This is a genomic window from Streptomyces sp. NPDC042201 (assembly GCF_055582185.1).
In genome coordinates, this window is record NZ_JBVJDS010000006.1 from 430180 (window position 1) to 450029 (window position 19850).

Here is a 19850-nt window from a genome sequence, read left to right on the forward strand (position 1 = left end):
GCCGGCTCATCGACCGCGTCCTGCGGGGCCGACGAGCGGGCGGCTGGGAAATCAGCTGCTGGAGAGCTGAATCAGCGCTTCGCGGTGGTGATGCATGGCGAGCTGCTCGGCCCGCTCTTCGTCCCGTTCAAGCAAGGCGTCGAGCAGACCTCGGTGTTCGCGGTAGCGGCGGCGGAACGACTCGGCCCGCTCCGGGGCCAGCTTGATGGTCAGGTCCAGGCGCTCCTCGTCACTGAAGGCGCGGGCCTGGTGCAGCAGGCCCTCCAGGACGGGGTTCCCGACAGAGGCCTCCACCTGGTGGTGGAACTGGCGCAGCAGTCGGAAGACGGCGGTGAGCCGCTCGGCCACCTCGGCATCCGGCCCGTGCTCGGCCACCGTCCGCTCCGTCTGTGCGACCAGGCGGTCAGCCCGGTCAAGGAGCTCGGTCAGCTCGGCGAGCTGGGCATCGGTGGCGTTGCGGGCGGCCAGACGGGCCATCAGGGCGGAGAGCCGCACTTCGGCCTCCACGACCTCCGAGAGAGCGGAGGCGGAATGGTCCGCGATCCGCAGGGCCCGGGGCCCGACCCGTTCTACGACCTTCTCGTGTACGAGCTGGCGCAGCGCCTCGCGCACCGGGGTGGGGCTGACGCCGAGGCGGGCGGCGAGATCACGTTCGGTGATCTTCTCACCGGGCCGCAGGGTACCCTCGCGCACCGCGTCGCGAAGCCGCCGGTAGGCCTGGTCGGCCAGCGACGTGGTCTCCATGGGGCCGAGGGGGTTGTTGCTCATGGTCGCAAGAGTGACCGCTGCTATAGCAAACAGTCAATAGGTTCCAGGCGCCTTTCGGGGACGCCGCCCGCGCCTCAGCTTGCGACGGGCTTGGTCCGGGAGCAGTTGGTGAAGTCCTTCCAGGGCCGGGTGCCGTCGGCGAGCGGAGCGCTCGCGTAGGTCGGGTTGCCGGTCAGGGTCTGCCGGCGGTGCTCATGGGTGATGTCGATACCGAAGAGTTTGAATCCGAGACTGAACTGTCCTGCCGACAAGCCGAATCCGATACCGAGCGAGGCGTTCCACCAGTCGGTGTTGACCTTGTAGTCCAGTCGCTGCAACTGACCCTTGTCGTGCAGCAGGCGCTGGAGCGCGGAGGCGTCCGCCGGCAGCGGCTCGGCTATGGAGGAGGGGGACGGCATGGCCTCGTCGGCCGGGTTGCTGCCGCGTCCGCGCAGCCAGTCCTCGGCCGTGGTGCTGTCCTTCTCGTCGGAGAGGTCCACCTCGGCCGCCTCGGTGTGCAGTTCCGACTCGGTCTTGCCGCCGCCACCGCCGACGTCGATGGTCACCGGGCCCGCGTTGGCGCCGCCGCCGAGGGAGACCCCTTCGTTTCCACCGCTCTCCTGGCTCGTGGTGATCTTCAATTTCTGCGGATGGTGCGACAGGCCGTCCTTCTCCTCGCGGTCGTACGCCTCCGCGTCGTAGGTGACGGCTACCTGCTGCATCCGCGATCCGCTCGCCTGGCCGCCGGGGCCGACCGAACCGTTGAGCGAGAAGGTGTAAACGAAGGTGATCTTGCCGGCGTTCGGGCCGGTCTTGTGGCGCATGACGACCACATCCTTGCTGAGCGCGCCCGACACGCCCTCGGCGGAGATGTTGCCGACGCTCTTGGTCTCCGGCACGTCCTTGATGATGCTTTTGGACTGGGCGTTCTTGATGAGCTTGTCCAGGGCCTCTCCCTTGACGCCCGGGTTGTTCCTGGTCACTTCGTCGGCGATGGTCTTCCGCAGCGCCGCGACCTCTTTGTCGTTCTTCGCGTAGGTGCCGCCGAAGCTGACGCTCCCCGACGCCTCGGTGGTGGTCTTGGTGATGTCGACGTCCGGAGCGCGCTCCGGCTCCACGTCCGGCTTGTCCTTGTCGGCGTGGTAACTGCAGAGCATGCCCAGTTCGGCCGCGCGAGGGCCCGGCTTGTTACGGCACTTCTCAGCCTCCTTGAGGTATTCGGAGAACTGCTTCGCCTCTTCGAGGTTCGCCGCGAGGTCGGCGTTCGGGTCGTCCGTCTTGTGCGCGTTGAACATCCACTGCCCGCCGCTGCCGCTGCCGCGCATGTAGCTGCCGCTGAGCGACGCGCCGCCGCCCCACTTCTTCAGACCCGGAATGCTCGCGTCGATCGACGCGGTGACGCCGCCACCGGTCGTACTCATTCGCTCCAGGGTGACCGATCCGTCGGACCACTGCGAGAGCTTGACCTGCTCCGAGGAGCTGATCTTGATGAACAGGATCTGGACGACCACGGTGTCCTTCGTGTCATCCACGGCAAGCAGGCACTTGGCGGGCTGGAACGGATCCTTCGCGCTCGGATCGTCCGTCGGTCCGGAGGACGGAGCGGATTCCGGATCGGTGACCGGTTCGTCCGGCCCGGTCTTCGATCCGGGCGGCTGCGATCCGGGGGAGCCCTGACCACCATCAGCGAGGTTGCCGGAGTCGCAGGAACCACCGTCTCCGGCGCCCTGCACCAGGCGGCACAAGGCTCTTTCGAAGCTGTCGTGCAACCCGGTCGAGATGGACACGGCCCCGATGGCGCCGATCAGCAGAGTCACCACGGCTATGAGGCCGATGTATTCGACCGCGGTCTGCCCTCGGTCCGCTACGCGTCTTGACGTCATACGTGTGCCCCCTGCGCTTCGCGCTCGAGCGACCCCCGTCTGCCGTGGGCAGCGTAGGAGCGCAGGAAGCGATCACGGGAGGGTCCGTGGACCCAGGTCAAGGCCCAGGTCAGACCCAGGTAAGGCCCAGATCTGGGCCCAGACCGAACGCCGACCGGACCCATTCACTCCTGGGCCCGGCCGAGCGCGACACGGGCTAGGTCCTGTCCGGTCGGTCTTCGTGGATCAGCCCGCGGCGTCTGGTGCGGTGGATCGCAAGGCGGAGGATCGTCCTCGTACTGGACGTACTTGGACGACTCCGACAACGCGGCGAGGTGCCGTGCCGGGCGTCGCGGGCCCGCGAAGATCGACCGGACAGGGCCTAGTTCTGCTCCCCGAGGCGCCAGGTCTCCACCCGCTTGTCGTACCCACCTGTGGCGATCCTCGGTTCACCGTCGACCTGGATCTGGCACAGGCTTCGCACCCACCCGCAGCCGTAGGGCCCCAGGAGGAACGGGGCACCGCCCACGGTGCCCGTCTGCTCTCCGGTGTTCGGATCCCAGAGCTTCACGCCCGGCCCGTCACCGCCGGAGGCCAGCAGGTGCCGCTCGCCCACCGTGATCTGGCAGAGGGCGTGCAGCCAGCCGAAGTCGTCCTCCATGACGTGAAGTTGCTCCCCGGTGGCCGGATTCCACAGCCGAATCTTCTCGTCGGTGCCGGCCGAGGCGAGCAGGATCCCGTTCGCGGTCTCTATCTGGCACAGGGCGTTCGGCCAGCCTTCATGGCCGCTCAGTTGCCGCACCTGCTCCCCCGTGCTCGGCTCCCACAGTCGTACGCTCCGATCCACGTGTGCCGAGGCGAGCAGGTCCCGGCCCTCGGACCGCACCGCGCACACCTCCAGGACCTCGCCGGCTCCGGGCGAGAGGACACGAACGTGTTCACCGGAGCCCGGCTCCCACACATGGATCAGCCCGTCCTCCCCACCGGCGGCCAGCAGTGTCCCGTCCCCCACACGCACGTGGCACACCCCGCTCAATGCGGCGCTCGCCCCCTTGAGGACGGAGACCTGCCTGCCCGTACCCGGATCCCACAGCCGTACCGTCCGGTCCCTCCCGCCGGAGGCCAGCAGGATCCTGCCGCCGATCTCCACCTCGCACAGGGCGTTCACCCACCCCCGGTGTCCCATCAGCATGCTGACCACGTCGCCGGAGAGCGGATCGCCGACCCTGATCACCCGTTGGGAGCGGGCGAATGCGAGCAAGGTCCTCTCACCCACGCGGACTTGGCACACGGCACTGAACCTGGGAGCGAGCTTCTTCCGGATCACCAGCCTGAGGGCGACCAGCACCACCACGACCCCCGTCGCGGTGAGAAGCGCCTGCCCCACTGAGAGCACCTGGAGCAGAGCCAGTACGAGGACCACACCCAACAGCACACGCACCCGAAGGATCCGGAACGTCAACACGTGCAAGCCACGCAGAAGATTCATATTGAGCGCCACTGCGGTTGCCCCCCTCAGCAGAACTGATGCGACGTCAATCATGGCTCCTTTCAAGGCATTCGGGGGTGGGCATTGCCAAGGTTCGTCCAGGCGCAGTGGCTAGGGCACCGGCCCCACTGGGTCGCGTAGGAACACCGCGCCGTCGGTGCGGGCGAGCGGGCCGCCGAGCCCGGGTGGATCTCTTGGCGTTCATCGGCCGTTCAGGTCGGCCGGTGGTTGGGCCGGGTGGGATCGAACTACGGTGGGCGGCGGTTGCGGGGCGGGGCGGGTGTGTCGGGGTGGGGTGGCCCTCCGCTTCGGGGCCGTGGAGGGGGGCTTCGATGGTCAGATACGTCCACCATCAACTGATGGGGGTCACAACGGCGGTGTGTGCCTCCGCCGTTGGCGCGTTGGTGGCGTTCAGCGTGCGCGGGATTCCGGCGGAGGACGACAGCCATGGGCGGCTGGTCGTCCTCTTCCTGTTCGGCCTCGGCGCACTCGGGGCGCTCTTCGCGGCGTCCCCGGTCCCGGGGGTCGGCGAGGTGCGGACCTTCAAGGCGGCGGTGCCGCTGAACGATCCCGAAGCGGTCCTGCCCAGTGGCAACGCCCCGGTGCGCCAACGCCTCTTCAGCTGGCCGTTCCTCCTCATGCTCCTCGTGCCGTCGCTGATCGCCGCCCTCTTCTGGTCCCCGTGGGCTGCCCTGTACCCGCTGCCGCTGTCGGTGGAGTGGCTGACGCGGGCCTGCGTTGCGGCCCGCTGGGAGCGGCAGCACGGCCTGCTGCTGTGGCGGGGCGCGGTCGCGGAACAACCACTCGGCAAAGGGCAGTTGCTGTACACCTCGGTCAGGCCCGGGTAACCGGCTCGGCGCCGAGTGGCGCGGATATCAGACGAGTGACTGGGTACCGAGCACGGCGAGCAGCGCAAGGCGTTCGGCGTCCTGAGTGCCGGGCTCGGCCGTGTAGATCATGATGCGCAGATCGCTGCCCGCCACGGTGAGCACATCGCAGTCCAGCGTCAGGGGGCCCACGTGCGGGTGCTCGACGGTCTTGCGCGCGGCCGCGTGGTGGCCGACGGCGCCCGCGTCCCACAGTTCGGCGAACCGGCCACTGTTCAGGCGCAGTTCCGCGACCAGGCGCCGCAGGTGCTGGTCGGCCGGGTACCGGCCGGCGGTCGCCCGGAGGTCGGCGACGAGTCCGGCCTCGAACGCGCGCTGTTCGCGCGGTGTGTGCCGGACCCGGCTGCCCGGGCCCAGGAAGTTCCGCCACACCCCGTTCCGCTCGTTGCCGCGCCACCTGGACGGATCGCCCATCAGCGCCGCGTACGGCGGGTTGGCCGTGAGCAGGGTCCAGGCAGCGTCGTAGACAGCGACCGGGGTGCCGGCCAGTCTGTCCAGCAGGCGCTGGACGCTCGGGGTGATGTACGAGGGCACCGTGTCCGGTCCCGGCGGTACGAGGCCGGCCATCCGGAACAGGTGTACGCGCTCGTCTCCCGACAGCCGCAGTGCCCGGGCCAGGGCCTCGACGACCTGCGCCGACGGATTGGTCGCCCTGCCCTGTTCGAGGCGGGTGACGTAGTCGACGGAGATCTGGGCCAGCAGGGCCAGTTCCTCACGGCGCAGTCCGGCCGCGCGCCGCTGCCCGCCGGCGGGCAACCCGGCGGCCTCCGGTGAGACCCGGTCGCGCCAGCGGCGCACCGCCTGCCCGAACTCCGCTTTCGCCATGGTCACCAGTGTGTACCGCCGACCGCTGATCTCCCTGGTACTGGCAGTCCCAGGAAGATCCGAGCGCTGGCTGACCACACCGCGCGGCCGGAACCTGGAGGCATGACGACAACCCTGATCACCGGAGCGAACAAGGGTCTCGGCTTCGAGACCGCCCGCCGACTCGTCGCGGCGGGCCACACCGTCTACCTGGGCAGCCGGGACGCCGAACGCGGCCGCCGGGCCGCCGAGCGGCTGGGCGCGCGGACCGTCCAGCTCGACGTCACCGACGACGCGTCCGTGGCGGCTGCCGCCGAGGCCATCGAGGCCGGCGGAGGGCTGGACGTACTGATCAACAACGCGGGAATCGAGGAAAGGGACACTGACAACAATGTGATCGGCCCCGCGGACGTGACCGCCGGCATGATGCGGCAGACGTTCGAGACAAATGTCTTCGGCATGGTGCGCGTCACTCACGCGTTTCTGCCGCTGCTGCGGCGCTCCGCCGCCCCGGTCGTGGTCAATCTCAGCAGCGGGCTGGGCTCGCTGACCCGGGTCACCGACGCGGGCACCCCAACGTACGCCTACCCGGGCGTAGCCTACCCAGCCTCGAAGACCGCGGTCAACATGATCACTGTGCAGTACGCGAAGGCCTTCCCGGACATGCGGATCAACGCGGTCGAGCCCGGCTACACCAAGACCGACCTGAACGGGAACACCGGCATCCAGACCGTCGAGCAGGGCGCCGAGATCATCGTCCGTATGGCGCAGGTGGAGCCCGACGGCCCCACCGGAGGCTACTTCGACGCCGAGGGCCCCCTCCCCTGGTAAGCCGGTCGGTAAGCCGCTGGTAAGCCGGTGTCGGGAGCGGTTCACCGGGGCCCCAAGTAAATTCTGGGTGAAGTAACCGGAGCGTCGGTGGTCCCGGCCCCTGGACTCCCACAAGGGAAACCGTCCACCTGCCCTCTTTACGGTCCGCGTGGGGCGGCTCGCCTGTCCGCGACCGCCCCCCGCCGCGACCTTGGAGTGCCGTTGACGACCTGTCTGGGACATGCCAGCGTAGAGCTTTCCGGGAGGCAATCCGGGCAACACGTTGCGCACGTACAGGGGGAAGCTATGAAGGCTGCCGGTTCCGACTGACCGCGCCGCGGCCACTCCTCTTGAGCAGCTCGGATCATAGCGTCCAACATTCCGACCAGTCTGTATGTTTTCGAGCCATCGCGAGCACAGTTCGCCACCCACCACGCCCGTTGCCCGTGCGCTGCCTCGAAAACAAGGACGTCCCTGGGGGGATCTGACCGTGACCACCACGAGACAGTTTGCCGCTGCACCCGAAAACACCGCGACCGAAGAATTACCGGCGGACCTCACGCGGCGCGCGTGCGTGATCCGCGCGTCGGCGGACCCGAGCGCCGTCGCGAACGTCCTGCTCACCGAAGCGACGCGCACGGAGACCGACCGGTACTCCGTGGAAGCGCACTGGCCGTACTACCGGGCCACGTCCGGGGCGGGCCCTGGCGGGTCCGCGGACCCGGGCGCGCCCGCGGACCCGCTGTTGCTGGTCGAGACCGTCCGGCGGGCGAGCTGTTACCTCTCGCACCTGCACTACGGGGTTCCGCATCATCGTCCTTCCGTGCTGACCAGCGTCGACTACACGTCGGAGCCGGCCGGACGGAGAGCCGGAACGGAGGCCGGCAGCTCCCGGACCGTCCGGATCGACATCACCTGCACCGTCGATACCGACCACCCCGATCTGTTCGGCATGTCGCTGGACGCCGGCGTGTACGTCGGGGGACAGCGCGTCGGCCAAGTGGGCATGGGCTGGCAGGCACTCAGCCCCGGCCGCTGCGACGTCGTCCACCGCGTGTCGACTCCCGCCGTCATCGGTCTCCACGACCGGGACGTGACGCTGGCCGCCGCCGGGGAGAATTCCTGGGAGCTGAGACCGGGCACCGGATGTTCAGCCGGCTTCGGCAGCGGCTGTGGTCACATCCCGGGCATGACCCTGCTCGAAGCCTTCCACCGGGCCGCGTCGCTGATGGCTTCACGAAGTGGGGGCGCGGAGTCCGCCGACCGGACATGGGCCCTTGCTTCCGGCGCTGTGGCCTTCGAGGAGTTCGGTGAGCCGGGCACTCCCGTGATCATCACGGCCACGCCCGCCGGTGAGCAGCCGAGAGGCGAGCAGTTCGCCGTACGGGTCGCCGCCCGGCAGGGCGACGACATCCTGGCCACGGCGGCGCTGCTCGGCTCCGTGACCACCACGCGCTCGTCCACCCGCTCGTCCACTCGCTCACCGGCCGTCGCCGACCGAAGGCCATGACACCCCGCTCCCCCGGCGCCGGTCGGCGCCGGGGGAACCGATTACGGCGCCGGGTCAGGCGTGCGCGCGCTCCGCGGCCTGCTGGATGCCCGAGAGGACGAGGGCGAGCCCCCGGTCGAACTCCTCGTCGGCGTAGTCGGCGCTGACCGCGGCGAGTCGGGAGAGGGCGGGGAGGGTGCCCTCGGCGAGGGCCCCGATGCGATGGGCCTCGGCGGCCGCGGCACCCTCCGGCGCGAGAGGGCCGGCGAGTTCGGCTTGGGCGAGGCCCATCACGAAGGCCATGACGGCCCGGAAGGCGGCGAGCAGATCGGCGCCGTCGAGGCCTGAGCGGGTGAGGGCGGCGGCCAGGACCTCCGCCGGGGCCAGACCTGCCGGGCTGGACGTACGGCGTGTGAGGAGGAGCGGCACGGCGGCCGGGTGCGCACGGACCGCGCGCCACAGGGCGGTGGCGGCGGCCCGCGTGTCGGCGGCCCAGTCGTCGGTGGGTTCCGGTGTGTCCACGCAAGCGGCGACGGCGTCGACCACGAGTTCCTCAAGGGCCTCGCGGCCATCGACGTAGTTGTAGAGCGTCATCGGGCCCGTCCGCAGTGCTCCCGCGAGCGAGCGCATCGACAGCCCGGCCAGGCCGTCGCGATCGACGATGGCCAGCGCCTGCTGCTGGATCTCCGCCAGTGTGAACCGGGCTTTCATCGTCACTCTCCACTTGACACGTACGCCGTACGTATTCGAATCTACTACACGTACAGCGTACGTATCCGAGTGAGGACACCCTCCCATGCCCGAAACCCACCACACCTCGTTCCTCTCCCAGGGGGAGCGGTGCGCCGCGTGGATCACCCCTCCGGCCGGCGACGGCCCCCACCCGGCCGTAGTCCTCGTCCACGGCTTCGGCGCCACCCACGACATGCGGCTCGACCAGTACGAGCAGGCCTTCGCCGACGCCGGCATGGTCGTCCTGTCCTTCGACTTCCGGCACATCGGCGCCTCCGAGGGAATGCCCCGGCAGTTGGTCTCGATCCCCCGGCAGCTGGCCGACATCGACGCGGCGCTGGCCTTCCTCGCCGAGGACCCGCGCGTCGATCCGACGCGGATCGCCCTGTGGGGGACCTCGATGGGAGCCACCCACGTCCTGCTCGCGGCAGCCGAACATCCCGAGCTCGCCGCCGCGGTCGTGCAGTGCCCCGTCATGAACACCATGAACGCGGCATTCAGCTCCGGCCTCGGCGCCATCGCGAAGCTCGCCGGCCCGATCACCAGCGACCTGATCCGCGCCGCACTCCGCCTGCCGCGCCGTTACGTTCCCCTCGTCGACGACCCCGGAAAGACCGCGATCGTGACCGTACCCGGGGCCAAGGACGGCTGGTACGGCATGATTCCGCCCGGTGCGTCGTTCGACAACCGCGTGACGGCCTCGGTCGGCTTCGAACTCGTCAAGCTCAACGCCTCCCGCCGCGCCGCGTCGATCCGGGCCCCACTCCTGGTCTGCGTCTCCGACCACGAGACCCTCATGGACCCCCGGATTGCCGCGAAGACGGCGCAGCGGGCGCCCCGGGGCACCGCCCTGCACTACCCCGCCGACCACTTCGAGGTCTACCACCCGCCGCTCGTCGACGGCATCATCCGCGACCAGGTCGCGTTTTTGACCCGGCACCTGCGGCTGACGGCGCTCAGCGAGGCCGGCCGTGACTGACCACACCGCGCTCCTCGCCCGCCAGGACGACGACTTCTCCTCGTTCGCCCGCACCCTCACCGACGACGAGTGGCACCGCCCCAGCCTGTGCGCCGGCTGGACCAATCAGGACGTCCTCGCCCACCTCGTCCTCGGACTGCGACTTCCGCTGCCACGACTGCTCGTCGCCATGGGCAGCCACCGCGGATCCTTCGACAGCGCCAACGAGGACCTCTCCCGCCGCCACGGCCACCGTCACACTCCGCATGAGCTCCTCGACGCCTTCGACCGGGCCCGCGCCCGGCCCCGCGGCATCGGACGGCTCCTGCCCACCCCGCTCATGCTCGGCGACCACACCGTCCACCACCTCGACATCGCCCTCGCCCTGGACCGGCCGGCCCGCATCACTCCCGAAGTCGCCAACGCCGTCCTGAAGATCGAGACGACCCTCCCCAACCCCTTCATCCCGGCCCGCGCCCGAGCCCGCGGCCTCACCCTCCGCACCACCGACACCGACTGGCACCGCCCCGGCGACCAGAACCTCGACGTCGCCGGCGCCGCCGAGCACCTCATCTCCGTCCTCGCCGGCCGCCGCCACGCCCTGCCCGACCTCACCGGCAACGGCACCACCGCCCTGCGAACCCGGCTGTGAGCGCGATTCCCCGGCCGACGAGTACGAACAGCCGGCCGCGCGGAGCGCACGGGACCGGGGGTCGAATCGGAGGCATGCCTCATGTTATGTTTCAGCACAACATGAGGCATGCCTCGACTTCGCTCCGCCCCCAGTTGGCGGTCGCTCCAGCAACAGCGGGGCGGGCGGACCCGGGACACCTCTCACGACGACTTGGAGGATCACCGTGCTCAGCATCGACAACGAACTTTTCGAGGCAGTCGGCGCGATGGCAGCGGCCGCCCCACCGACACCGCCCGCGGTGCGCGACTGGAAAACCCGGCGGGCGAACATCGACGCCCTTTATGGAGGGTTGGCCGCCGCTGCGGCACACGATGACCGCGTCGAAGTGGTCGACTTCACCGTGCCGTCTTCGGACGGGCACACCCTCCCGCTACGCCTGTACAAGCCATCGAACGTGCCGAATGCCCTGGTCGTCCATGTTCACGGCGGTGGTCTCATCGCCGGCAGCGTCGAGGGATACGACCACGTCTGCCGCCGCTATGTGTCGCAGGCCGGGGTCGCGATGATCGCAGTCGACTACCGCCTGGCGCCCGAAGCGCCGTACCCGGCAGCCGTTGAGGACTGTGTCGCCGCCGTTGAGTGGGCAATCGAGCATGCCGCTGAGCGCGTGCCCGGGGCTCGTGTCGCGCTCATGGGTGACTCCGCCGGGGGTGGCCTCGCGGCCGCGACGGCGCTGGTGTGCCGTGACCGTGGGATCGGGCCCGTGGCCGCACAGATCCTCGTGTACCCGATGCTCGATGACCGCACGGCGCTCGCCGACCCTGCTGCCGAGCCATTCCTTACCTGGTCGGTCGCTGACAACGCCACCGGCTGGCAGGCCTACCTCGGCGACACCTACGGCGCCGACAACGTGCCTCCCTCCGCTTCGGTCGCCCGCGCGGGCTCGCTGCACGATCTGCCGACGGCCTACCTCGAGGTCGGCCAACTGGACCTCTTCTGCGCGGAGACCGTCGCCTACGCCAAGCGGCTCATGGAACACAGCGTGGCCGTGCACCTCTCCGTACGCCCCGGCGCATTCCACGGCTTCGATCAGTTCGCACCCGACTCCCGCGTGGCACGGAGCGCGTTCGCAGATCGTGTCGTTTTCCTTCGGAACCTGTGACGTCGGACCGCCGGCAAGCCCGCGACAGGCACCCCGGTCACCATCCATCAAGCCCGTCCGAACTCATTCGCACTAGGAGATACCCCGTGGAGACCAAGACCGCCCTCATCACCGGCTCGACGAGTGGAATCGGTCGCGCCACCGCACTCAAGCTCGCCCGCGGCGGCGTCCGGGTCGTGGTCTCCGGCCGCCACGCTGAACGCGGGCTGCAGGTAGTGGAGCAGATTCGGGCCGAGGGAGGAGCAGCGCAGTTCGTCGGCGCCGACCTGCGGGACGCACGGTCCGCGGCGGAACTCGCGGCCAAGGCCACCGAGTCCGTCGGCGGATCCCTCGACATCCTGGTGAACAACGCCGCGATCGGGGCCGGTGGACCGACCGCGGGCACCGATGAATCGACATTCGACGCGGTGCTTGCCACCAACCTGAAGGCCCCGTTCTACCTGGTTGCGAGCATTGCGCCGGCGATGGCGGCACGGGGTGGTGGAGCGATCGTCAACGTGTCCACGCTGGCCGCCGAACTCGCGCTCCCGGGCCTGGCCGTCTACGGGGCGAGCAAGGCGGCGCTGGACCTGCTGACCAAGAGCTGGGCGGCCGAGTTCGGCCCGGCCGGGGTACGGGTGAACTCCGTGAGCCCCGGCCCGACCCGTACTCCGGGATCCGAGGCCCTCGGAGACGGGCTGCGGCAGCTCGCTGCGCAGGCCCCGCTGGGTTTCGTCGCCGACCCGGAAGACATCGCCGCGGCCATCGTGTTCCTCGTCAGCGACGAGGCGCGGTTCGTGACGGGCGCGACGCTGGATGTGAACGGTGGCCGCACCGTTGTATGAGAGCGCGTCGGGCTCCGGCGGAGGCGGCGCGGCGCCCATCCGTCCGTGACCAGCGCCGTGACGGTGCCGTGGTGAGGGATGCCTCACCTTGTACCCTGGCCCGGTGAGAAAAGCGCTTCAGGACTCGGCCGCTCCACGCCTCCGCCGCGACGCGGCGCGCAACCGTGAACGCATCATCGAGGCCGCGCGGTCGGCGTTCGCGGAGCAGGGCATCAATGCCCCCTTGGAGCACATCGCCAAGAACGCGGGCGTCGCGATCGGAACCCTGTATCGGCACTTCCCCAAGCGGGTCGACCTGCTCCTGGCAGCCTTCGAAGAGAAGTTTGAATCCTTCATGGCCGCTGCGGAGGTCGCGCTCACAGCGGAAGACCCCTGGGTCGGATTGAGCTCCTACCTTGAGGCGCTCTGCGGGATGCAAGCGGGCGACCGCGGCTTCAACGACTTCGTCTCGATGCGGTTTCCCTCCAGCGAGGAAACCGAGGTGATGCATGATCGGGTCTGCGAGGCGATGGAGAGCATCTTGAAGCGAGCCCAGGACGCGAAGGTCGCTCGCCAGGACCTGACGATCGGCGACCTCATCGCGGTGACGTGGGCGAACAGCCGGATCATCGAAGCCACTGCCGATATCGCTCCCCAAGCGTGGCGCCGACAGCTGATGCTGATCCTGGAGTCCCTCCGCTACCGCGGTGAGAGCACGCTTGAGGACCCGCCGCTCACCAATCAGCAGCTCTACCAGGCGATGGCCCGCTTGAGCGCCTCGTGACGGTCCGGGACCAGGAACGTACGATCACTGGCCCCTTGGAATTGATCGTCTAGGCGCTGTCCGGGCCGTGCCGCCGCAGCACAGCCCGTCCCGTGGCGAACGTCGTGCCGTCGCCGTCCATGGCTCTCAGGACAAGGCCGTCGGGGTCGTGGCCCGGCACCGGGCTGTCGGTCATCGAGACCACCGCACCGCCGGGCCGGACGACCAGGGGCCTGGCGAAGCGCAGCCGGAGTTCGCTCACCCGGTCCTCCCCCGCGAAGCCGGCGAGGTGGTGACCGGCCAGGGCGAAGGTGAGCAGGCCGTGGGCGATCACGTCGGGGAAGCCTGCCGCACGGGCGGCGGATTCCGACTGATGGATGGGGTTGTGGTCCCCGGACACCTCGGCGTACTCCCGCAGGAGCGCACGGGTCACGGCGAACGACGAGGTCCGTGGGGCCTCCTCCCCGGCGGCGCTCTCGGCACGTGCGGCAGGCGTGCCGCCCGGCCGGGCAGGCCCGGCGGCAGGAGTCGGGCCCGTCGGCGGAGGGCCGTGCACCAGCAGCGCGGTGGATTCCGCGAGCACATCGCCGGTCTCGGCCGTGAACCCCACGACCACCTCCGTGGCGATCCCCGCGCCGAGCGGCTTCACCGACGCGACGGAGGCGGTGGAGAGAAGCACGTCCCCGGCGAGCACGGGCCGCAGCACCCGGAGCCGCTGCGCACCGTGGATCGGCACCACGCCGTCGCGAAGCCCCGTAGCTGACAGCAGACGGTCACTCACACGCAGCGCGAGGGCGGCCAGCAGCCCGAGCGGTGACGGCGCTCCGCCGGCACCCCCGGCGCGCCCCGGTCCGCCCAGGAGCGATCTGTCCGCCCCGGCCAGCAGGGAGCGGAACCGTACGACATCGGGACCGGTCACCTGATGCCGGCCGGTCACCACGCTGTGGTCCTCATGCTGTGGTCCTCACGCTGCTGCCCTCGAGAAAGCCCGGCCACGGGTCAGCGCCCCGGCCGCTTGCGCAGCAGGCACGTCAGCCGCGCGGTGCAGACGAGCTGGTCCCGGTCGTCCCTGATCGTCACCTGGTAGGTGCCGACCTGGGTTCCCTGGTGCAGCGGTTCGCAGACACCCGTCACCAGCCCCTGGCGGGCGGCCCGATGATGCGTGCAGCTCAGTTCGAGCCCGACGAGCATCCCGTCCGGCGCCACATACGCGCCCGCGGCGAGGGAACCGAGCGTCTCGGCGAGCGCGGCGTTCGCGCCGCCGTGCAGGAGTCCGTACGGCTGACGGTTCCCGGCCACGGGCATGGTCGCGACCACGCGCTCCCGGGTCCACTCCGTGACTTCTATGCCCAGCCGGTGGATGAGCTGTTCCGCCGCCAGCTCCGTCGGCAAACCGGCCATGAGCTCAGCCAGTGACTGCTTCATGCCTCTTCTCCTCGCGCGGCTTGTGCTGATACCCGCTCGGCGAGCGCGGCCAGAGCCCGGAACGATCCGGGGTCGGGCCACCCCTGCCTGTCCCCGGGCCCCGGCAGCGCGATGCCCGCGCCCCCGGCGCCCCGCAGGAGGAGCGCCACCGCGTGATCGCCCTCCGGCGGCCGTCCTGTGCCGCCCGAGGCGGCGAGATGGCCGAAGGCGGCCGTAGTACGGGGGTTGGCGGCCAGCTCCACCGCGATGACGAGCACCTGATCGAGGTCCTCGTCCTCCAGCAGCAGCTCGGCCGCCCGCAGCGCCTCCTCGCCGACGTCGCTGTCCGCGGCCAGACAGGAGACCGGTCCGGTGAGTCCGTACTCGATGGTGAGATGTCCCAGGATCGACGTGGTGACCGATTGGAAGAAGAGGAGCGGATTGTGTACCCGTCCGCTCACCAGCTTCCGGCTCGCCAGGTCCGAGGTCGTGGCGTCGCCCGCCACGGTGGCGAGGACGAGCGCCGTCCTGTCGGCGTACGGCGCGATGAGCGGATTCGGACGCGCGGGGTCTCCCGGCTCGCCGAGGCAGCGCCGTACGGTCTCCCGCACCAGCGGGTTGAAGCTGGAGGCGATGAACCCGGGCACCGCCGGCAGCTCGGTCCCCTCCGCGCCCGGTGCGAGGCTCGCCGCCGCGACCACGCGCGGCGACGGCCCGCCGGCGCGGGCTTCTCCGGGGTCGGCGGGGTGCGGGACTGCGGGTGCTCTCACAACTGCTCCAGGATGATCGCGGTGTTCAGTCCGCCGAAACCGGCGTTCAGCGAGAGCACTCGGCGCAGCTCCGCCGGCCGCGGCTCGTTCGGCACGTAGTCGAGATCGCACTCGGGGTCGAGCTCGTCGAATCCGGCGGTGGGCGGCACGGTCTGGGATTCCAGCGCCATGAGGCTGATGACGAGTTCCACCGCGCCGGTGGCCTCCAGCATGTGTCCGGTCATGCTCTTGGTGGAGCTGACCATGAGCCGGGGGGCGTGCGCGCCGAACGCGGCGTGCAGGCCCGCGGTCTCGGCCGGGTCGTTCAGCCGGGTACCGGTGCCGTGCGCGTTGACGTACGGGATCTCCTCGGGCGCGACAGCCGCCCTGTCCAGGGCGCGTCCGATCGCCCGGCTCATCCCGAGTCCCTTCGGATGCGGCTGTACGACATGGTGGGCGTCGGCGGCCATGCCGAAGCCGGGGATACGGGCCAGGCTCCTGGCCCCACGGCGCAGCGCGTGCTCCTCCGACTCCAGGACGAGGGCCGCGGCGCCGTCACCCAGCAGCATCCCGCTGCGTCCCCGGGCGAACGGACGCAGCCGTCCGTCCTTGGCGAAGGTGCGCCCGGAGTCGAATTTGGCGAACTGCTCCTCGTCGACCAGATACACACCACCGACGACGGCGACATCGGCCTGGCCGGCCGCGATCAGACGGCACGCGTGGATGACCGCGTTGGCCGAGGCGACGCACGCGTTGATGAAGGCCAGCCTGGCTCCGGTGAATCCGAGTGCCGCGGCGACCGCCGCGGGTATGCCTCCCGCGAAGCTGCGGTGCGTGTCGGCAGGGTCAGGATCCCGGTCGGCCGCGGTGTCCTGCCAGAAGTGGTGGATGCCGGTGAAGTCGCCCTGGGTGCCGATGAGTACCGCGGCCCGCCGCCCGTCCACGGCCGCCGGGGCCAGTTTGGCCGCGGCCAGCGCCCCGCGCGCGCAGTCGAGGATGGTCTCGAGCTGCCGGGGCGGAGTGTCCCGGCCGCCGTGGGTGGCGCCGTACGCGTTGCGGAACGGGCCGGTGTCGAAGCGCTCGACCGGCGCGAACGCGGAGCGTCCGGTGAACACATGGTCCCGCAGCACACCGGCGCCGGCGCCGAACGCGGTGAAGGTCTGATACCCCGTCACCCTGATGTCAGTGGGCATCCTGATGTCAGTGGGCATCGGGGCCACCGTTCGCGGTCCCGGCGTGTGGCTCTGCGGCGTTCCCCGCGGGCCCGGCTGCCGAAAGGAACGTGTGGATGCCGCGTACCGAGGTGAAGTGGTCGAGGTCCGCGCCGTACGGGTCGACGCCGATACCGTGCTCCTCGTCCAGTACGTGCTGAAACCACACCAGTGCCAGCGAGTCGAGTGTGATCGGTGTGTCCTCGCCCAGCTCTTCCAGCGAGGCGGGCACGATCTGATGGTGTGTGAGCAGCCTGCGGATCTCGTCGGTCGTGATCACGCGGTCGTCTCCGTGGACACGCCGTCCCTGCTCCGGGCGACCGCCGCGACGAACTCTCCGAGCGTGGCGGTCGGCTGGGCGGCCGGATCCTCGTCCCGGATCTCGGCCCCGTACTCGTGCTCCACCTGCACAAGGAGTTCAACGAGGGCGAGAGATTCCAGTTCGAGACCGCCGGGACCGAGCGGCAGGTCGTCGGAGACCGTGTCGTCCACGGTCGGGTCGATCTCGCCGATGATGCCGATGACGAACGAGCGGATCTGTGACTCCACAGCGGTTCTCCTTGTCGGTGGGCGAGTTGGTTCAGCTCCGGGGGACGTGGCGCCGCGCGACCGCGGGCGCGCCGTTCACCCGCACGTGGTTGAAGAGTTCACGGACGGGATCCGTGTCCGCCGCGTAGTCGACACCGGGCAGTCCGAAGCCGTTGAGGGCCAGCGATTCCGCGCGGTACGAGGCGGGGGCGCCGAGCTGTCCGATGGTGGCGCTGTCCGCGAGCCCGAGCCGGCGGTCGACCTCCGCCTGAACGTCCGGCCGCAGTTCCAGGTCGTCCAGCCGCAGCCGTCCCAGCCCGTCCGTCGTGGGACGGTGGGTGCCGGCCGTCATCCCGTGAGCCGTGCGCGGGTACAGCCGTTCGGTGAGCAGCCGGTGTGCCTGCTCGATCGGACCTTCTTGAAGGCCGAGCTCGCTCATCACTTGGCCGAGTACCACGGTGTAGAGCGTCTGGGCGGGGATGACCTGGCTGGCCTGGGTGACCATGGCCCGCATCACGGCGGTGAGGGCGCGTCCACCGGGGCGGAGTCCGGCGTCGAGTATGCGTCCGGTCGCTTCGAGGTGCTCCTTGGCCCGCCCCAGGGTTCCGGCGCGGTACGTCGGTGCGAGCGCGGCGTTGCCGATGTAGCTGAACGCGAGCGTGGTGACGTCGGGCGCGAGGACGCCCGCGCGGCCCAGTGTGTCCATCCAGCGGCGCCAGTCGTCGCCGCCCATGACGGCGACCGTGTCGCGGACCTCCTCGTCGGACGCCGGCTCCACCGTCGCCAGGCCGACCGTGCCGGTGGAGCTGTCGAACGTCTTGGCGGTGAACGGCTTGCCGAGCGTCTTGAGAGCGGAGCGCCGCACCTGGCCGGTCTCCGGATCGGTGCGCCGCGGCGCCGCCACGCTGTAGACGACCAGGTCCACCGTGCCGAGGTCCTCGCGGATGGTCCGGGCCGTTCGGTCCTTGGCCTCGTCGCTGAACGCGTCGCCGACGACGGTACGGGCATACAGCCCGGCGCGGCGGGACTCCTTCTCCAGGGCGGCCGTGTTGTACCAGCCGGCGGTCCCGGTGCGGGTGGCTGTGCCGGGGCTCTCCTGGCACACGTTCAGGGTGGCGGCGCGGGCGCCGAAGGAGACGGCGATCCGGGTGGCGAGCCCCAGGCCGGCCGAACCCCCGACCACGAGGACCGAACGCGGACGGTCCGCGCAGGTGAGCTCCGGCCGCCGCTGTACGTACGCGATGTCCCGGCGTACGCGCTCCGCGCAGCCGTCCGGATGGGCGTTGGCGCACAGAGCGCCGCGCAGCATGGGAGTGACGATCACTTTCCGGCCTCGCTCAGTCCGAGCGGCGACGACGGCGACGATGCCTGCGCGCTCATCCGGGTCAGCAGCAGCTCGCGGTTGCGTACGAGCTTTCCGTTGCTCGTACGGGGAACGGCGGGCGCGAGCTGGAAGCGGCGCGGGATCTTGTACTGGCTCAGTCTCTCGGAGCACCAGGTGTGGAGTTCTCTGGCGGTGGTCCTGCCGTTCGTGCCGACGAACGCCTCGATGGTGCTGGTGAAGAGGACCACGGCCTCGGTGACGTCCGGGTGTTCGGCCAGAGCCAGTTCGACCTCCCCGAGGTCCACCTTGAGCCCGCCGATCACCACCAGGGAGTCGGTGCGTCCATGGACGGACAGGACACCGGTCCTGTCGTCGACGTCACACAGATCGTGGGTGCGCAGCCAGCCGTCCGTGTACCGGCTGCCGACGTCGTTCGCGTACAGGTAGGGGGACTCGTCCGTACGGACGTAAAGCTCGCCCGAGCGGACCCGGATCTCGGTGCCGGGGACCGGGAAGCCCACCGCGGGCGGTTCGTGCGCGCCCGTCAGGTCGGTGGCGATGATCCCGGTCTCTGTCATGCCGTACGCCTGGCCGATCCGTACCCCGTACCGCTCCTTGAACCGCCGGTACACCTCGGGGCGGATGGCTTCACCGCCGGAGACGGCCAGCCGCAGGTGCGGGAGAGGCACCTCGTCGGAGATCCGGGTGAGAAGCTCGAAGTGGAACGGGACGCCGAACAGGACCTGCGCCTCGGCGTCGGCGAGAGTGGAGAGCAGCGTCCGGGGCCGGCCGTTGACCGTGAACAGAAGGCCGGCGCCCACGGCGAGTGCGTGGAGCACACCGCCGATCAGTCCGAACGAGTGCGTCAGGGAGTTTCCCAGCAGTACCCGTTCTCCGGCCCGGGGCATCTCCGGCAGCCCGCCGAAGCGGCCGACCTCCGCGAGCAGCGAGCCGGCGGTGCGGCCGATGATCTTCGGGTGGCCGGTGGAGCCGGAGCTGAACTGGAGCAGCGCGTGCGGGGTGACAGCCGGGTGGCCGCCGCGACGGACCTCGACCTGGATCTCGCACTCGTCCTGGAAGACGACGCGGACCGCTCCGGAGGACCCCGAGCTCATCAGATACTGCGGTTCGCACAGGGTGAGCAGCCGGTCCACCTCGATCCTGGTGAGCCGTGGATCCATGAGCATGATCTGCGCCCCGCGCGACCACAGCGCGAGGACCGTCCACAGATAGGTGAAGCTGGGCACCATCTGGACGGCCACGGTCGAGCCGGACTTGACGCCCTGGATCTCGAAGAGCCGTTCCAGTTCCGTCACCTTCGAGCGCAGTCGGCCCCAGGTCACCCCGGACCGCGCGTGGGCCCAGAGCGTTTCCTCGGCCTGCCCCGCCAGCCTGTCCGCGATCCAGCTTTTGAGCGGCGCGTTCTCCATGGAGATCCCACTTTCCGGACTCGGTGCCGCGGGTGCGCGCCCGGAGCGGGGCGCACCCGAGCGG

The 19850-nt window shown here is 70.2% G+C and carries 21 protein-coding genes; 8 read left to right on the top strand and 13 right to left on the bottom strand.

Annotated features, from left to right (window positions below):
• Positions 1-51 precede the first annotated feature (51 nt).
• The 3 genes from ACZ6MZ_RS17835 to ACZ6MZ_RS17845 form a co-directional block, all read right to left on the bottom strand.
• Complete coding sequence (locus tag ACZ6MZ_RS17835) at positions 52-768, bottom strand: GntR family transcriptional regulator (protein WP_469352826.1); 717 nt, start codon at positions 766-768, stop codon at positions 52-54.
• Between the two features lie 74 nt (positions 769-842).
• Positions 843-2630 (bottom strand): hypothetical protein, encoded by a 1788-nt coding sequence (locus ACZ6MZ_RS17840; RefSeq protein WP_469352827.1) that lies wholly within the window; start codon positions 2628-2630, stop codon positions 843-845.
• A 361-nt stretch (positions 2631-2991) separates the two neighbouring features.
• A complete protein-coding gene (locus ACZ6MZ_RS17845; protein ID WP_469352829.1) occupies positions 2992-4050 on the bottom strand; it encodes a WD40 repeat domain-containing protein in 1059 nt (352 codons plus the stop codon).
• 407 nt (positions 4051-4457) lie between these two features.
• Between ACZ6MZ_RS17845 and ACZ6MZ_RS17850 the strand changes: the two genes are divergently transcribed.
• Entirely contained in the window at positions 4458-4946 is a 489-nt protein-coding gene (locus tag ACZ6MZ_RS17850) for a hypothetical protein (RefSeq protein WP_469352831.1), read from the top strand.
• A gap of 27 nt (positions 4947-4973) precedes the next feature.
• On the opposite strand, the gene ACZ6MZ_RS17855 is transcribed toward ACZ6MZ_RS17850, so the two are convergent.
• On the bottom strand, positions 4974-5810 hold the full coding sequence (locus ACZ6MZ_RS17855; RefSeq protein WP_469352833.1) for a helix-turn-helix transcriptional regulator: 837 nt from the start codon (positions 5808-5810) through the stop codon (positions 4974-4976).
• Positions 5811-5912: 102 nt separating this feature from the next.
• Between ACZ6MZ_RS17855 and ACZ6MZ_RS17860 the strand changes: the two genes are divergently transcribed.
• Positions 5913-6620, top strand: coding sequence for an SDR family NAD(P)-dependent oxidoreductase (locus ACZ6MZ_RS17860; protein WP_469352835.1), 708 nt, complete (start codon positions 5913-5915; stop codon positions 6618-6620).
• 553 nt (positions 6621-7173) lie between these two features.
• Positions 7174-8109 (top strand): AfsA-related hotdog domain-containing protein, encoded by a 936-nt coding sequence (locus ACZ6MZ_RS17865; protein ID WP_469352837.1) that lies wholly within the window; start codon positions 7174-7176, stop codon positions 8107-8109.
• A 54-nt stretch (positions 8110-8163) separates the two neighbouring features.
• On the opposite strand, the gene ACZ6MZ_RS17870 is transcribed toward ACZ6MZ_RS17865, so the two are convergent.
• Positions 8164-8799: a TetR/AcrR family transcriptional regulator C-terminal domain-containing protein gene (locus tag ACZ6MZ_RS17870; RefSeq protein WP_469352840.1), complete on the bottom strand. Its 636-nt coding sequence runs from the start codon at positions 8797-8799 to the stop codon at positions 8164-8166.
• Positions 8800-8884: 85 nt separating this feature from the next.
• Here ACZ6MZ_RS17870 and ACZ6MZ_RS17875 point away from each other — a divergent pair, with 85 nt between their 5' ends.
• From ACZ6MZ_RS17875 to ACZ6MZ_RS17895, 5 genes are all read left to right on the top strand, one after another.
• Positions 8885-9799, top strand: a complete 915-nt coding sequence (locus tag ACZ6MZ_RS17875; RefSeq protein ID WP_469352842.1) for an alpha/beta hydrolase — start codon at positions 8885-8887, stop codon at positions 9797-9799.
• Positions 9792-10430, top strand: coding sequence for a maleylpyruvate isomerase family mycothiol-dependent enzyme (locus ACZ6MZ_RS17880; protein ID WP_469352844.1), 639 nt, complete (start codon positions 9792-9794; stop codon positions 10428-10430). Before ACZ6MZ_RS17875 ends, ACZ6MZ_RS17880 begins: the two co-directional genes overlap by 8 nt.
• Positions 10431-10635: 205 nt before the next feature.
• The gene (locus ACZ6MZ_RS17885; RefSeq protein WP_469352846.1) at positions 10636-11574 is read left to right on the top strand and encodes an alpha/beta hydrolase; all 939 of its coding nucleotides are present in this window, start codon (positions 10636-10638) and stop codon (positions 11572-11574) included.
• 86 nt (positions 11575-11660) lie between these two features.
• Entirely contained in the window at positions 11661-12398 is a 738-nt protein-coding gene (locus tag ACZ6MZ_RS17890) for an SDR family NAD(P)-dependent oxidoreductase (protein ID WP_469352848.1), read from the top strand.
• Between the two features lie 103 nt (positions 12399-12501).
• Positions 12502-13161 (top strand): TetR/AcrR family transcriptional regulator, encoded by a 660-nt coding sequence (locus ACZ6MZ_RS17895; protein ID WP_469352850.1) that lies wholly within the window; start codon positions 12502-12504, stop codon positions 13159-13161.
• 49 nt (positions 13162-13210) lie between these two features.
• On the opposite strand, the gene ACZ6MZ_RS17900 is transcribed toward ACZ6MZ_RS17895, so the two are convergent.
• Genes ACZ6MZ_RS17900 through ACZ6MZ_RS17935 form a run of 8 tightly spaced genes read right to left on the bottom strand, consistent with a single transcriptional unit; the run spans position 13211 to position 19786 of the window.
• A complete protein-coding gene (locus ACZ6MZ_RS17900) occupies positions 13211-14080 on the bottom strand; it encodes a MaoC/PaaZ C-terminal domain-containing protein (RefSeq protein ID WP_389786426.1) in 870 nt (289 codons plus the stop codon).
• A gap of 59 nt (positions 14081-14139) precedes the next feature.
• On the bottom strand, positions 14140-14565 hold the full coding sequence (locus ACZ6MZ_RS17905) for a PaaI family thioesterase (RefSeq protein WP_389786428.1): 426 nt from the start codon (positions 14563-14565) through the stop codon (positions 14140-14142).
• Positions 14562-15314 (bottom strand): beta-ketoacyl synthase chain length factor, encoded by a 753-nt coding sequence (locus tag ACZ6MZ_RS17910; protein WP_469352852.1) that lies wholly within the window; start codon positions 15312-15314, stop codon positions 14562-14564. Before ACZ6MZ_RS17910 ends, ACZ6MZ_RS17905 begins: the two co-directional genes overlap by 4 nt.
• Positions 15311-16504 carry a beta-ketoacyl-[acyl-carrier-protein] synthase family protein gene (locus ACZ6MZ_RS17915; RefSeq protein WP_469352854.1) on the bottom strand — a complete coding sequence of 398 codons (1194 nt, stop codon included), beginning with the start codon at positions 16502-16504 and terminating at the stop codon, positions 15311-15313. The genes ACZ6MZ_RS17910 and ACZ6MZ_RS17915 overlap by 4 nt, the downstream gene beginning before the upstream one ends.
• Positions 16494-16784, bottom strand: coding sequence for a hypothetical protein (locus ACZ6MZ_RS17920; RefSeq protein ID WP_469352856.1), 291 nt, complete (start codon positions 16782-16784; stop codon positions 16494-16496). Before ACZ6MZ_RS17920 ends, ACZ6MZ_RS17915 begins: the two co-directional genes overlap by 11 nt.
• A complete protein-coding gene (locus tag ACZ6MZ_RS17925; RefSeq protein ID WP_384327855.1) occupies positions 16781-17053 on the bottom strand; it encodes an acyl carrier protein in 273 nt (90 codons plus the stop codon). The genes ACZ6MZ_RS17920 and ACZ6MZ_RS17925 overlap by 4 nt, the downstream gene beginning before the upstream one ends.
• Positions 17054-17084: 31 nt before the next feature.
• Positions 17085-18341 carry an enoyl-ACP reductase FabV gene (fabV, locus tag ACZ6MZ_RS17930; protein WP_469352857.1) on the bottom strand — a complete coding sequence of 419 codons (1257 nt, stop codon included), beginning with the start codon at positions 18339-18341 and terminating at the stop codon, positions 17085-17087.
• 11 nt (positions 18342-18352) lie between these two features.
• On the bottom strand, positions 18353-19786 hold the full coding sequence (locus tag ACZ6MZ_RS17935; RefSeq protein WP_469352859.1) for a class I adenylate-forming enzyme family protein: 1434 nt from the start codon (positions 19784-19786) through the stop codon (positions 18353-18355).
• Positions 19787-19850 lie beyond the last annotated feature (64 nt).